General features: G+C 70.6%; 11 protein-coding genes and 2 tRNA genes. 6 read left to right on the top strand and 7 right to left on the bottom strand.

Annotated features, from left to right (window positions below; all coding sequences use genetic code 11):
- Positions 1 to 30 precede the first annotated feature (30 nt).
- Positions 31 to 1,770, top strand: coding sequence for an ArnT family glycosyltransferase (locus ACQP00_RS04965; RefSeq protein WP_433214945.1), 1,740 nt, complete (start codon positions 31 to 33; stop codon positions 1,768 to 1,770).
- Positions 1,771 to 1,846: 76 nt separating this feature from the next.
- On the opposite strand, the gene ACQP00_RS04960 is transcribed toward ACQP00_RS04965, so the two are convergent.
- On the bottom strand, positions 1,847 to 2,347 hold the full coding sequence (locus ACQP00_RS04960) for a hypothetical protein (protein ID WP_433214942.1): 501 nt from the start codon (positions 2,345 to 2,347) through the stop codon (positions 1,847 to 1,849).
- A gap of 101 nt (positions 2,348 to 2,448) precedes the next feature.
- Positions 2,449 to 2,522: transfer RNA gene (locus ACQP00_RS04955), tRNA-Met, on the bottom strand.
- An 84-nt stretch (positions 2,523 to 2,606) separates the two neighbouring features.
- On the opposite strand from ACQP00_RS04955, the gene ACQP00_RS04950 reads away from it, so the two are divergent.
- Entirely contained in the window at positions 2,607 to 3,251 is a 645-nt protein-coding gene (locus ACQP00_RS04950) for a hypothetical protein (protein WP_433214939.1), read from the top strand.
- Between the two features lie 45 nt (positions 3,252 to 3,296).
- Here ACQP00_RS04950 and ACQP00_RS04945 read toward each other — a convergent pair.
- The 3 genes from ACQP00_RS04945 to ACQP00_RS04935 form a co-directional block, all read right to left on the bottom strand.
- A tRNA-Met gene (locus ACQP00_RS04945) sits at positions 3,297 to 3,370 on the bottom strand.
- A 98-nt stretch (positions 3,371 to 3,468) separates the two neighbouring features.
- Positions 3,469 to 6,468 carry a UPF0182 family membrane protein gene (locus ACQP00_RS04940; RefSeq protein ID WP_433214936.1) on the bottom strand — a complete coding sequence of 1,000 codons (3,000 nt, stop codon included), beginning with the start codon at positions 6,466 to 6,468 and terminating at the stop codon, positions 3,469 to 3,471.
- Between the two features lie 61 nt (positions 6,469 to 6,529).
- Entirely contained in the window at positions 6,530 to 7,564 is a 1,035-nt protein-coding gene (locus ACQP00_RS04935; protein ID WP_433214933.1) for a YlbL family protein, read from the bottom strand.
- A 56-nt stretch (positions 7,565 to 7,620) separates the two neighbouring features.
- Here ACQP00_RS04935 and ACQP00_RS04930 point away from each other — a divergent pair, with 56 nt between their 5' ends.
- Entirely contained in the window at positions 7,621 to 9,015 is a 1,395-nt protein-coding gene (locus ACQP00_RS04930; protein ID WP_433214930.1) for a zinc-dependent metalloprotease, read from the top strand.
- Positions 9,016 to 9,153: 138 nt separating this feature from the next.
- Here ACQP00_RS04930 and ACQP00_RS04925 read toward each other — a convergent pair whose 3' ends face one another.
- Positions 9,154 to 9,744 carry a hypothetical protein gene (locus tag ACQP00_RS04925; protein WP_433214928.1) on the bottom strand — a complete coding sequence of 197 codons (591 nt, stop codon included), beginning with the start codon at positions 9,742 to 9,744 and terminating at the stop codon, positions 9,154 to 9,156.
- Positions 9,741 to 10,265 (bottom strand): M48 metallopeptidase family protein, encoded by a 525-nt coding sequence (locus tag ACQP00_RS04920; protein WP_433056583.1) that lies wholly within the window; start codon positions 10,263 to 10,265, stop codon positions 9,741 to 9,743. The genes ACQP00_RS04925 and ACQP00_RS04920 overlap by 4 nt, the downstream gene beginning before the upstream one ends.
- Before the next feature lie 372 nt (positions 10,266 to 10,637).
- Here ACQP00_RS04920 and ACQP00_RS04915 point away from each other — a divergent pair, with 372 nt between their 5' ends.
- From ACQP00_RS04915 to ACQP00_RS04905, 3 genes are all read left to right on the top strand, one after another.
- Complete coding sequence (locus ACQP00_RS04915) at positions 10,638 to 10,793, top strand: DUF5679 domain-containing protein (protein WP_425516560.1); 156 nt, start codon at positions 10,638 to 10,640, stop codon at positions 10,791 to 10,793.
- A 354-nt stretch (positions 10,794 to 11,147) separates the two neighbouring features.
- Complete coding sequence (locus tag ACQP00_RS04910) at positions 11,148 to 12,218, top strand: hypothetical protein (RefSeq protein ID WP_433214925.1); 1,071 nt, start codon at positions 11,148 to 11,150, stop codon at positions 12,216 to 12,218.
- 9 nt (positions 12,219 to 12,227) lie between these two features.
- A complete protein-coding gene (locus tag ACQP00_RS04905; RefSeq protein ID WP_433214922.1) occupies positions 12,228 to 13,610 on the top strand; it encodes an ABC1 kinase family protein in 1,383 nt (460 codons plus the stop codon).
- The last annotated feature ends 130 nt before the right edge of the window (positions 13,611 to 13,740 follow it).

Raw genomic sequence — 13,740 nt, 5'->3', positions numbered from 1 at the left:
CCGGTACTCTCACCGTGGAGGAGCGGCGACGTGCAGACCGAAGCCATTGGCGAGCCCGCGCTGGCGTCCCCGGCCGCCGACGAGGCGGACCGGAAGGCGACCGGCCGCCGGTGGCACGCCTGGACCGCGGCCGGCCTGGTCGCGCTGGGCGGCCTGATCCGCCTGATCCTCATCGCCTGGGACTGGCCGGAGACCAACAGCGACGAGGGCTACCAGGGCCTGCAGGCGCTGCACATCGCGGCCGGCGCCGAGCGCCCCACGTTCTTCCCGGGCCAGGCGTACATGGGCCCGCACGAGGCGTACCTGGGCGCGGCCCTGTTCCACCTCTTCGGCAACTCACTGTTCTCGCTGCGGCTCGGCCTGGTGCTGATGTTCGTGCTGTTCCTCGTGAGCAGCTACTGGTTCGCCCGCATCGTGTACGGCCCGCGCTGGGCCCTCATCTCGCTCGCCCTCCTGGCCCTGGGCTCACCGTACGTGCTGAGCCGCGAACTGACCGCCATGGGCGGCTACGGCGAGACCCTCCTCTTCTCGTCGCTGATGTTCCTGATCGCGGCCCGCCTGGTCACGACCTACGAGCCCTACCGCGTCCTGCGCGAGCAGCGCTGGCGGCTGGCCCTCTACGCCGCCTGGGGTGTGGCGGCCGGCACCGGCCTGTGGGCCGACCTGCTGGTGGCCCCCTTCGCCCTGGCCTCGGGCCTGGCCCTGCTGATCCACTGCCGCCGCGAGTTCCTCCAGCTGGTGGCCCCGCTGGCCGCCGGCGTGGGCCTGGCCGTCGGCATGCTCCCGCTGCTCGTGTACAACCTGAACGCCCCACCCGGCGGCGACTCCATCTCGACCCTGACCGTCCTGCGCGGCGAGGCCCCGGCGGGCCTGTCGGCCAAGGCCCACGCGCTCTGGAACGCGGTCACCCAGAGCGTCCCGATGATGACGGGCAACCCGGTCTGCCCGGTCGACGAGCTCCCGGCCCTGAACCCGGTCACGTCCTGGTCCTCGTCCTGCTACTGGACCCGCGTCTCCTGGGGCACGGGCTACATGCTGCTGCTGGGCCTCGGCACCCTGCTGGCGGCCTGGGCGGTCTGGCAGGCCTGGCGCCGCCGCGGCTCCGACCGGTCCGCGACGCTGCACCTGGCGATGCTGGTGGGCGGTTTGATCACCTTCTACCTGTACGCCAACAGCGACGCCGCCGTCGGCTACCCCGGCGGCCACTCGCGCTACCTCATCGGCCTGGTGGTGGCCCTGCCCGCGGTCTTCCACCCGCTGGTCGCGGTGGCCAGGCCCCGCTTCCTGCGCGTCGCGGGTGTGACGATCCTGGCGGCGTACACGGCGGCCCTGGCCTTCGGCACGGTGCGCACGTTCACCGAGATCCCGCGCACCCACGCCGACGCCAAGCGCAGCACGGCCCTGGTGGACACCCTGCACGCGCACGGCGTCAAGCACTTCTACGGCGACTACTGGACCTGCGCCCGGATCGCCTTCCGCGCCGAGGAGTCCATCACCTGCGGCGCGGTCACCGACACGCTGGAGATCGCGCCGAACAACCGGTACTACGAGCAGTGGACAGCCACGACGGCCGACCCGAAGGCGGCGTACGTCTTCTCCGACAACCCGTGCCGGTCACTGCCGTACTACAAGTGCGACAAGCCGACCACGTTCCTGGAGATCGCCAACGGCACGTACCGCCTGCCGGTGGTCGAGGCCAAGCTGGAGAAGGCCGGCACCCCGTACCAGCTCGTCCACATCGACGGCTACGTGATCTACCTAATCTCCTGAAACCAGTGCCGTGCCGGCTTTCAGCGCTCGCCAACCCTGGCCGCGCTGTCCGGCGCCTGCGAGTAGCGCCCCGCGCTCAGTCGCGGAAGGTCACCGACCAGAACGCCGTGATCCGGCGGATGTCACCTTGATACCGCACGCCCCCGTCCTGATCCCACGCACACCCGCGGGCCACCGCCACGACCGGCTCGCGCCCGGCGTACTCGAACACGATGGCGTGCTCGGTCCCCGCGCTGAGCAGGCACTCCGAGTCCTTGCGGGGCTCAGCCGGCAGCCCGTTCAGATAGCCGGTGAGCTCGTCGACGCGCTCGCTGACGCGACGCGAGGCACCGATGGCGTACTGCGGGTCGGCGTAACTGCACAGCACCGCGCTGCGCGCCCCGGTGGGGACCAGCGGCCCCTTGCGAGTGGCCTTGGGCGCCTCCCCCGACCAGGCGGCCGGGCATTCCCCCGCGATCGCCGGCCCGTCGGCCACCGCCGCGGCGGCATCGTCATCGGTCGCCATCCGCGCGGCCACCATCCCACCGCCGGCGAGCACGACAACAGCGGCGACGATCGCGATCGGCCAGAGCCTCATGGTCGTCACTTCCCTTCCCGGACTGCCCGGACGGCGCCCGGAAGGAAATCAAAAACGCGGCCCCCGGATTCGGGAACCGCGCTCTGAACTGCACTTCTCTGTAGCGGGGACAGGATTTGAACCTGCGACCTCTGGGTTATGAGCCCAGCGAGCTACCGAGCTGCTCCACCCCGCGTCGGCAAAGCCAACTCTACCGCAGCGTCCCAACCCATTTACCGGCGGGGCAGTAATAGGTGCGGGCCATCGCTACCGTTCAATCGTGTCGACCCCGAGCGATACCCCGCCGAAGCCCCGCCTCCGAAGTGCCCTGGTCCTGACCGCGGCGGCCGCCGTCCTGACCACCGTGGTCCTGGCGGTGCTGCTCGGCGTGGTGGTGCGGACGAACAGCAAGCAGCAGCAGACCATCGCCGATCAACAGGCGACGATCGACGCGCTCCAGGCCAAGGGTCCGATCGTCGTCTACAACCAGCCGGCCGGCCCAGCTCCGTCCGCGTCCGCCTCGGTCGAGCCGCTGCCGCAGGTGGGGCAGCAGCGCCGAGCCGGGACACTCGTGCTGCCGTTCTCGTACTGTGCCGACCTGGAATCCGATGCGGAGGACTGGGCGATGACGAACGCGGACTGCGGCAAGGGCCGCGACATCCTGCTCGGCCAGGACTTCCAGGGCCTGAAGGCAGCCGCTTCGGTGGCGATCGCCGTAGCGCCACGGGAACAGGCCACCTACGCGGGTTGCCCGGCCGGCACGCCCGGCGGATCGGTCCCGTACAGCGACCTGAAGCCAAAGACCTTCGTCTGCGTCCGCCCCGGCGGCGGGGTCGTGGCGATCCTGGAGGTCGTCACGGTCGAGGGCGGACCGACAGCGCCGGCGAAGGTCACTTTCAACGTGACCGTTTGGAATCGGGCCTGACGAACGGCGAAGGCCCTCAGCGCAGGGCTGAGGGCCTTCGATTTGTAGCGGGGACAGGATTTGAACCTGCGACCTCTGGGTTATGAGCCCAGCGAGCTACCGAGCTGCTCCACCCCGCGTCAGCTTGTTCACATTAGCGCACCGGCAAAGCGGGATCCAAATTGCGTGTCCGGTGTCACCCGGGCCGGGAGTCGTTACCCCCGGCCCGGGTGAACAATCAGCCTGCGGAAGGTGAAGGCGAGGCACCCGCCGATGTTGCGTTGCTCGGGGACGCGCCCGGCGAAGCCCCTGGCGAGGGGGTGGCGCCGGCGGCCTTGGTGGCCTCCTCGTATCTTGCGACGGCGTCCTGCAGGGCCTTCAGCGCGCGGCCGTAGGCCTCGAAGTCGCCGGACTGCTGGGCCGCCTTCAGGTCCGCGATCGCCTTGTTCATGGCGGCTACCGCGTCCTGGACCTGCGGGGTGCCCGTCGTACCGGTGCCGGGCTGGCCCGTGTTCTGGTCGGTGTTGCCGTTGTCGGTCTGCGGGACCGGGGCCTGGCCGGTGACCTGTTTGACGAGCTGGTCCAGGCCGTCGGCGAGGGTGTCGGCGTACGCCATGTACTTCGGGCCGTACGCGACGAGGACCTTCTGCAGGCGGGGGAACGCGGTTTCGTTCTTGGCCTTCAGATAGATCGGCTCGACGTACAGCATGCCGTTGGCCACCGGCAGGGACAGCAGGTTGCCGTAGAAGACGTCCGAGTTCTGCGAGCTGAACTGGGTCAGTTCGCGTCTGGCGTCGGCGATCGAGGTCATGCTGCTGTGGGTCTGGTTCGGGCCCTGGATCGCGGTGTTGGCCGGTAGCTCCAGCACTTCGAAGCGGGGCTGGCCGTTGACGTACGACGCCGACATGAGGGCCGCCAGGTTGCCGCGTTTGCGGGGGGCCATGGCCGCCGTCAGCTGGAAGCGGGCGTCGTTCTGGCCGGGCAGCTGGGCGACGAGGTAGTACGGCGGCTGGTCGGCCGTGGAGTTCGCCGGGTCCTTCGGGACCTCCCAGAAGTCCTGACCGGAGAAGAAGCCCTCGGGCGTGGTCACGTGGAAGCGGCTGAGCAGGTCACGCTGGACCTTGAACTGATCTTCCGGGTACCGCAGGTGGTCCATCAGGCTCGCCGAGATCGCCGAGCGCGGCTGGACCAGCTTGCCGCCGAACGCCTTGTTCCAGGTCTTGAGGATCGGGTCGTTCTCGTCGAACGCGTAGAGCTTGACCTCGCCGGTGTAGGCGTCGACCGTGGCCTTGACCGAGTTGCGCAGGTAGTTGACGTCCTGGCGGGGCTCCGGGAAGACCCGGCCGCCGGTCGAGGAGTCCTGGATCGCGGTGTTCCAGTCCAGCTTCTGCGCGTACGGGTAGGTCGCCGACGTGGTGTACCCGTCGATGATCCACAGGATCTTGCCGTCCACGACCGCCGGGTACGGGTCGCTGTCCAGGGTCAGGAACGGCGCGATGTTGCGGACGCGGGTCTCCGGGTCGCGGTTGTACAGCACCTTCGAGTGGTCGTTGAGCACCCCGGAGAGCAGGAAGTTCGTCTCGCGGAAGTAGGCCGCGTAGAGCAGCCGGCGCCAGAAGGTGTTGACGTTGACGCCACCGCTGCCGTCGTACGTCGAGTACTGGTCCTCGTTGCCGGTGCCGCCGGTCGGGCGGTCGAACTCGGCGTTGCGGTCGGCCGCCTTGGACTTGCCGGTGATCGCGTAGACGTCGCCCATCTGCTCCCCGAAGTAGATCTGCGGGTGGTCGACGGGGATCTGGTCGCTGTCCGAGGCGCACTGCTCGCCGGCCTGGTCGTCCGGCTTGGTGTTCTCGCTCAGGAAGCCCGAGACGTAGAACGGCTGACCGGAGCAGACCACCTGGTTGGCCGGGGCGGCGACGAAGCCGTAGCCGTGCGTGTACACACTGTGCCGGTTCTGCCAGTTGTTCTGCTGCAGCTGGTCGTAGCGGATCTCACGCACGCCGACGATGTAGTCCTGGGTGCGCGCCTTGCCGGTCTTCGGGTCGGTCAGCGCGTAGCGGTCGATGTCCAGCTTCGGGTTGAACTCGTAGAAGCCGCGGACCTGCTGCTGCTGGGTGTAGGTGTCGCCGACCACGGCCGGGTCGAGCAGCCGGATGTTGTTGACGGTCGGGTCCGAGCCGTTCGTCAGTGATGCGGGCGGATTCGTGTTGTCCGCGCCGTACTGGACGGTCTGCACATCCTTCAGCCCGTACGCCTCGCGCGTGGCGTCGATGGCGTACTTGAAGTACGGCGACTCCTTCTGCAGCTGGCTCGGCTTGACCGTGAACGACTGCACCGCGGCCGGGTAGATGCCGCCGACCGCCACCGCGGACAGCGCCAGCAGGCCGAGGGCCAGGCCGGGCCAGACGAGGTTGCGCATGAAGGCGTTGGAGAACACCAGGATGGCGATCGCGACCACGATCGAGATCCAGGCCAGGATCTCCTTGGCCGGCAGCAGGGCGTTGATGTTGGTGTACCCGGCGCCGTAGAGGTCCTGGGTCGGGAACTTGTCGAGCAGCAGCCCGCGCCGGTCCAGGAAGTAGGCGGCCGCCTTGAGCAGCACGAACAGCGCGACGAGGGCGGTCAGGTGGGCCCGCGCGGCGGCGGTCATCCGCTCGCCGGCGCCCTGCAGCCGCACGCCGCCGAACAGGTAGTGCAGGGCGAGCGCGCCGATCAGGGAGAAGACCACGGCGGTGAAACCGACGCCCAGCAGGTACCGCCAGAACGGGTACTCGAAGACGTAGAACGACAGGTCGACGTGGAACTGCGGGTCGGTCTGGCCGAACGGGGTGCTGTTGCTGAACAGCATCCAGTCCTGCCAGTGCCCCTGCGCCGAGAGCCCGGAGAACAGCCCGATCAGGCCGGCGACCAGCAGGATCCAGCCGGTCATGTGCGGCAGCAGGAACAGCCGGTAGCGATCCAGCGCGTGCTGCTCGGCCGAGTGCGGCCGCAGCAGCGGACGGGTGCGGTAGGCCAGGTAGAGGTTGCCGGCGATGACGAGCCCGACCGCCACGCCGAAGATCAGGAACATCCAGATCCGGGTCGTGAGCACCCCGGTGAAGACCTGGGTGTACTTGACCTCGGAGAACCACAGATAGTCCGCCCACGCCCCGACCACCCGGTCGAACAACGTGAACAGCAGGAAGACGACCACCAGGACGGCGATCGTGACCCGTCCCCGCCGGCTCACCCTCGTCATCGGATTACGCATTACCACGGTCGGCTCCGCCCGTTCGCGTATGGAAACTCGTCCAGCGTAGTCATCTACTACACAGCGTCGGCGTCCGACCGGCCCGCAGCGTGTCGAGGGCGGTCAGCGCGTCGTCGATGTTGTTCACTTTGATCAATGGAAGGCCCGGCTGCGGGTTGTCCATCGCCTCGGCGCAGTTGGCCGCGGGGGTCATGAACACCTTGGCCCCGGCGGCCTTCGCGGCCACGAGCTTCTGCGGGATGCCGCCGATCGGCCCGACCTCGCCGGCGTCGTTGATCGTCCCGGTCCCGGCGATGATCATGCCGCCGGTCAGGTCCTCGGGCTTGATCGTGTCGATGATGCCCAGGGTGAACATCAGCCCGGCCGAGGGCCCGCCGATCCGGTCGAGCTGGATCGTGAGCTTGAACGGGTGCGGCTGGCTGGTGCCGGCCTGGATGCCGATGCGCGGGTTGCCGTCGTCGCCGGCCTTGGTCGCGACCTCGACGGTCTGCGTCTGCCCGGCGCGCACGATCTCGATCTGGTGGGCGGTGCCGGCCGGCTTGGCCCGCACGAGCTCGGTGAGCTTGTCGGGACTGCTGACGGCGGTGCCGTCGACGGTCTTGATGACGTCGTCCTTCTGCAGCTTGCCCTCGGCCGGGAAGCCGGCGGTGACCTCGGCGACCGTGACCATGACGGGGTAACCGAGCTCACGCAGCGCCACGGTCTCGGCCGAGGTCTGCGACGCCTGGAAGTCGCGCTTGTTGTCCTCGTCGACCTGCTGCTGGGTGCGGTCCGGCGGGTAGATGAGCTCGCGCGGCACGACCGCGCGGTCCTGCTGCCACCAGCCGATCATGGCGTCGAGCAGGGTCATGTTCGGCTGGACGGAGACGGTGGTCATCCGCAGCTGGCCCTTGGACTTGGTCGCTTCGGCGCCCTCGACGCTGATGATCGCGTGGCCGCCGGGCTTGCCCGTGTCCGTGCCGAGGGTGTCGTAGGTCGGGCCGGGGCCCATCTCGACGTACGGCACCTTGACCACGGTCGCCTGCCAGGCCAGCACCAACAGCAGCAGCGCGCCGAACAGCACGGTCAGCCCACGACGTCTCATGGCGGCGAGCCTAGCGCTCCCGGCCCACCGCACCTGGAAGCGAGTACCTTTGTGGAATGCCAGCAGACATCCCGTTCGGCTTCGGTCCGTCCGGCGGCGACGTGCCGGATCCCAATGATCCGCGCCAGATGCAGCAATTCCTGAGCCAGCTGCAGCAGCTGTTCGCCACGCCCGGAGGCGGTCCGGTCAACTGGGATCTGGCTCGACAGCTGGCCCAGGCCCACCTCACCGGGGGCGGCCCGGCGGCCGGCGTCTCGCAGTTCCCGGTCGGCTTCGCGATGCCCGGCGCTCCGGTGCCCACGCCCGACGCGACCGACCCCGATGCCCCGAAGCCCGTCGGCGACCCGTCGGTGACGGCGGTGGAGCGCGCCGCGGTGATCGAGGCGCTGCGCCTGGCCGACCTGTGGCTCGAACCGGAGTCGTCCCTCCCGTCCGGCGTGCGGTCGACCGCCGCCTGGAGCCGCGGCGAGTGGCTCAACCAGACCCTGCCGATCTGGCGCAAGCTGTGCGACCCGGTGGCCGCGCGCATGGTCTCGGCGATGACCGAGCTGGTCCCCGAGGAGATGCGGGCCCAGATGGGGCCGATGACCTCGATGGTGGCCTCGCTGGGCGGCGCGCTGCTCGGCGGGCAGCTGGGCACCGCGCTCGGTTCGCTGGCCGCCGAGGTGCTGTCCGCCGGTGACATCGGCCTGCCGCTCGGCCCGGCCGGGACGGCGGCGCTGCTGCCGGCGAACATCGCGGAGTACGGCAAAGGGCTGGAAATCCCGGACGACCAGGTCCGGCTCTATGTCGCCCTGCGCGAGGCGGCCCACCAGCGGCTCTTCGGGCACGTGCCGTGGCTGCGCGGGCACGTCTTCGCCGCGGTCGAGGCCTATGCGGCGGGCATCCACGTCGACCGGGAGGCGATCGAGGAGGCGATGAGCCGCATCGACCCCTCGACGCTCGGCAACGACCCGCAGGAGCTGGTGCTCGAGGGCATCTTCACGCCCGAGGACACGCCTCAGCAGCGGGCCGCGCTGGCCCGGCTGGAGACCGCGCTCGCGCTCGTCGAGGGCTGGGTCTGCCACGTGGTGGACCGCGCGGCCGGCGACCGGCTGCCGGATGTGGTGAAGCTCTCCGAGGCCTTCCGCCGCCGCCGCGCGGCCGGTGGGCCGGCCGAGCAGACGTTCGCCGCGCTGGTCGGGCTGGAGCTGCGCCCGCGCCGGCTGCGCGAGGCGACGGCGCTGTGGAACGCGCTGACCGAGCACCGCGGGGTCAGCGGGCGCGACGCGCTCTGGGGGCACCCGGACCTGCTGCCGGACGAGGAGGCCTTCGCCGACCCCGACATGTTCGCGCGCACCCAGCTGGACCTCGGCGACCTGGGCTTCAGCGAGGAGTTCGGCGAAGAGCCGACGACCGGCGACGAAGAGAAGAAGACCGGCGACGAAGAGAAGAAGCCCGACGAGGACTAGGCGCCCGGTTGCGGCATGACACGCCGCCGCCCGTAGGACCCGGTGCGGTGTTGAGGGGGTGTGGGTGGAGCGAAGCTCCCCCACCGCTTTTCAGGACATCGCACGGTAGCCAACGGTGCCCGAAAGACCATCCGCCTTCTACGTCAGCATCGCGCGAGTCGCTTCCCAGCCGTCGAGGCCCGGGTCGAGACGGCGGAGGTCGTCGGGGCCGCGCAGACGGTGCCAGCCCGGCGCCGAGACCACCATGGTGGGATCGGGGGCCGGGCGGCGGGCCGCGGCCACATCGCCCTCCACGGCGTCGAGCTCCGGCACCCACGTGGGCAGCGGGAGGTTCGCCGACGCGCCCAGCAAGCCGCCGTTGTGCGCCGGGGCGACCGCCAGTGCGCGCGTGGACAGCGGCCGCAGCAGCTTGCCGATGAGCATGGCGGGCAGGTCGGGGGCATCGGCCAGTACAACTGCGGCTTTGTCGTGTCCGTCATCGAAAGCGGCCGTCAGCGCGGCGCGGATGGTCGGGGCCGGCACCTCGTAGATTCGCGTCGACGGCCAAGCGATCTTGGCGGCCAGCGGCAGGTCGGCGGCGACCGCGGCGATCGCGGGCTGGACGCGCGGCAGCGGTGTGAGGAGGTCGACCAGGTCCTCGGCCATGGCGGCGCGCCAGGCGGCCAGGTCGGAGCCGGGCGGCGCCCACTCCACCGGGACCAGCAGGGCGACGACTGCGGCCACGGTCATTCGGTGATCCCCAGACCGGCGGCCGCTGACACCCCCTCAAGATACCCCCGGGCCCGTTCGGCCTTCGGGTAGCGCGCGACCAGGGCCCAGAAGGCGGTGCTGTGGCTGGGGATGACCAGGTGTGACAGCTCGTGCAGCAGCACGTAGTCGATCACCCAGTCGGGCATCTCCTGCACGCGGTGCGAAATCCGGATGGTACCGTCTGCCGGCGTGCAAGATCCCCAACGGCCGTTCTGGTTCTGCACCCACCGCACGCTGGCCGGACGGCCGGCTTCCGGGTGGTCGGGCAGGTAGCGGGCGGCCAGGCGCTGCGCCCGGGAGGCCAGTTCGACATCGGTACGCCGGGCCCGCTGCTCCCGCACCGCCAGGCGCTCGAGCATGCGGTCGACCCACTCGCGCTCCTCGGCGCGGGAGAACTGCGCCGGGATCAGCACCACGACGCGCTCGCCGTCGCGGTAGGCCGACACCGTGCGTCGGCGGCGCTTGCTGCGCCGCACCTCGATGACCGGCTTGCGGGTCATGCCGCCCCCCTCGGGTCCCGCTCACGGAGGAACGCTAGCCGGAAGCGGCCATCCCTTCGCAAGGCCCAATCTCCGCGAGCGCGTCCGTAAGTCACCCATTCGTGGGCACTCGCCGGAAAGATTCCGCCGGAAGTCCGGCCTGCTCCGGGTCCTTGTGCGATTTCATCCACAGCAACCCACACCGTTGCCCACACAGTTATCCCCAGGCTGTGCATAGTGTGTACGGTGCGGTTGGAGGAAGATCTTCCGATTACGCTCGGCGTGTCCCGTCTAACCGCACTTTCCCCGAGTGTCCGACAAGGCACACTCACCACGTTGGCCTAGCTGGTCAGCACCGGTGCGCGGAACGTGCCGGACCGAGATGAGGAGGGCATCGTGGCCGAGACCTACAACGGCTACTGCGTCAAGTGCAAGGAGAAGCGGGACTTCGAGGGCGAAATCGCCATCTCGAAGACCGGCATGAAGATGGCGAAGGGCGCGTGCCCGGTCTGCGGTACGACGGTCAACCGGATCCTCGGGAAGGCCTGAGCTAGCGAGCAGCTCCGCTTGCCGATCTACCTCGCACGACGACACGACCTCGGACTGGCTCGCGGCGCAGTACCGCGGCCGAGTGCGCACACCCGCCCGGCATTCGGCCCGGATGAGTCCGCCCGTCGGGCGGACAAATCCGAAATTCCGGTCAAGCGGCAATCGGCAAGTCGAGTACATCCACCCCGGGGGGACCGAAGCTTCACCTTCTCGCGCGAACCCCGCGCGGTACGCGGCCTTTGCACCTTTCCCTGTGGATAACCGGCTCGCAGGCTGTGGATAACGCCGGCCGACGGTGGACCGTCCTGTGGACAACCGCCGTCGGCCCGGCGCCGGCGTGCAAGCGTGGCAGCCATGCGACCGAGGCTGCTTCCGGGGCTACGGCGCCTCTGGCGCGGCGAGCGAACCATCCAGCTGGGCACCGACCCGGCCAGCGCCGTCGTGCTCGAACTGCGCCGCCCGGAGCTCGCCCGGGTGCTCGACCTGCTCGACGGCTCGCGCACGCTGCCGCGCGTGCTGGCCGAGACCCGGCCGTTCGGGCTGGCCGGGGCCGATGTGCTGGACCTGGTGCAGGCCCTGCGCGCCAGCGGACTGGTCGTCGCGGCCCACGCCCTGGTGCCGACCGGCCTGGCACCTGAGATCGGCGCCGGACTCCTGCCCGAGGCGGCCGCGATCAGCCTCCGCCTGCGCAGTGGCGCGCGGGCCCCTTCGGATCAAACTGCCGCGGGTGTACTGCGCAGACGCAACGGATCCCGCGTGCTCGTAGCCGGCGACGGCCCGCTCGTGGCGCCCCTGGCCACCGTGCTCGCCGGGGCCGGCGTCGGGCACGTGGAGCCACTCGTCGAGGGCAGCGCGACCGATGCCGACGTGGCGGTCGGCGGCCTCGCCCGCGACGACGTCCAGGCCTCGCGCGCCCTGGCCACCTCGACCGCCATCGCGCGGCAGGCACCCTGGATGCGGCTCGAAGCGGCCCGCGGGGACGGCATCGACTTCGTCGTGCGCGTCGGCGAGCGCAACGGCGACGCCCTGGCCCGGCGCGGAGTGCGGCTGCATCTTCTGCCACGACTGGAGGTACAAGTGCGGCTTGGAACTGTTCTTGTGGGTCCGCTCGTGCGTCCGGCGCGCTCGCCGTGCCGGATCTGCCTCGACCTGCACCGCCGCGACCGTGATCCGGCGTGGCCCGCCCTCGCCGCGCAGTTGGCCACCGCACCGCCGGGCCTGGGCGAGCCGTGCAGCCTGACCACGGCCATGGCGGGTGCGGCCTTCGCGGCCGACGAGGTGCTCTCCTACCTCGACGGCGGGGCCGTGCGGACCGAGGCGGCGATCGTCGAGATCCCGCGTCCCGGCGAATTTCGGCGGCGGGAATGGGCGGCACATCCCCGCTGTGACTGCCGTCGCCGTCGTCGAGGTGGCAAGAGCGGGTAAGAATGACATGTGACCGAGATCCCTAGGGGCGCAGTCGCCCGCACCGCACGACTGGCGTCGCTGCCCCTCGGGCTGGCCGGCCGGGCCGCGCTCGGGCTTGGCAAGCGCGTCACGGGCATGGCCGCCGAGGTCGTCTCCGCCGACGTCCAGCGCCGCACCGCCGAGCACCTCTTCAGCGTCCTCGGGCAGCTCAAGGGCGGCGCCATGAAGATGGGCCAGGCGCTGAGCGTGTTCGAGGCGGCGCTGCCGGAGGAGCTGGCCGGGCCGTATCGCGCCGCCCTGACCAAGCTGCAGGAGGCCGCGCCGCCGCTGCCCGCCGCGAGCGTCCACAAGGTGCTCGCCGAGTCGCTCGGCCCCGACTGGCGCGACCTGTTCACCGAGTTTGACGACAAGCCGGCCGCGGCCGCCTCGATCGGCCAGGTGCACCGCGCGGTCTGGACCGACGGCCGCCCGGTTGCGGTCAAGGTGCAATATCCCGGCGCCGGCGAGGCCCTGCGCTCCGACCTCAACCAGCTCGCCCGCTTCGCCGGCCTGTTCAAGGCGATCCAGCCGGGCCTGGACGTCAAGCCCCTTGTGGCCGAGATCCGCGACCGCGTCACCGAGGAGCTCGACTACGAGCTGGAGGCGCGCTCGCAGACCGCCTTCGCCGAGGCCTTCGCCGACGATCCCGACATTTTCGTACCGCCAGTGCTCGCCTCGTCCCCGCGCGTCCTCGTCACCGAGTGGGTGGAGGGCACGCCGCTCTCCACGATCATCGCGAGCGGCACCCAGGAACAGCGCGACCGGGCCGGGCACCTCATGGCGCTCCTGCACTTCTCCGCCCCCGCGCGCGCCGAGATGCTGCACGCCGACCCGCACCCGGGCAACTACCGCCTGCTCGCCGACGGCCGCCTGGGCGTGCTGGACTTCGGCGCCGTGGCCCGCCTCCCCGGCGGCCACCCCGAGATCATCGGCCGGCTGACCCGCCTGGCCCTGGCCGGCGACGCCGAGGCGGTCCTGGACGGCTTGCGGCAGGAGGGCTTCATCAAGGGCGACGCCAAGGTGGACGCCGCGGCGGTGCTGGGCTACATCCGCCCGATGCTGGACCCCCTGGCCGAGGACGAGTTCCAGTTCACGCGGGCGTGGCTGCGCTCGGAGGCGACGCGGCTGGCCAACCCGAAGAGCCCCGCCTATGCGCTGAGCCGGCAGCTCAACCTGCCGCCGTCCTACATGCTGGTGCACCGCGTGACGCTGGGCTCGATCGGCGTGCTGTGCCAGCTGGAGGCGCGGGCGGCGTACCGGTCGATCCTGACGGACTGGCTGCCGGGCTTCGCCGAGCCGGTGGCGGCCGCGCCGGTCAAGAAGGCGACCCGCCGCAAGAAGAGCACAGCGCCGGACGACGAAACCGCCTGAGCGGCCTTCTCAGGACACGGGAACGGGCCCCTCGCGTCGGCGAGGGGCCCGTTTGCTCGTGGTGGATCACTATCGGGTCAGGAAGCGCTCCTGCTCGCGGCGTGCGCGCATGGCGACCTGGCGGGCGGAC

This window comes from Dactylosporangium sp. CS-047395 (genome assembly GCF_050942185.1).
Taxonomy (GTDB): domain Bacteria; phylum Actinomycetota; class Actinomycetes; order Mycobacteriales; family Micromonosporaceae; genus Dactylosporangium.
Note: the sequence above shows the minus strand (reverse complement) of the source record. Positions and strands in the feature narration are given on the sequence as shown.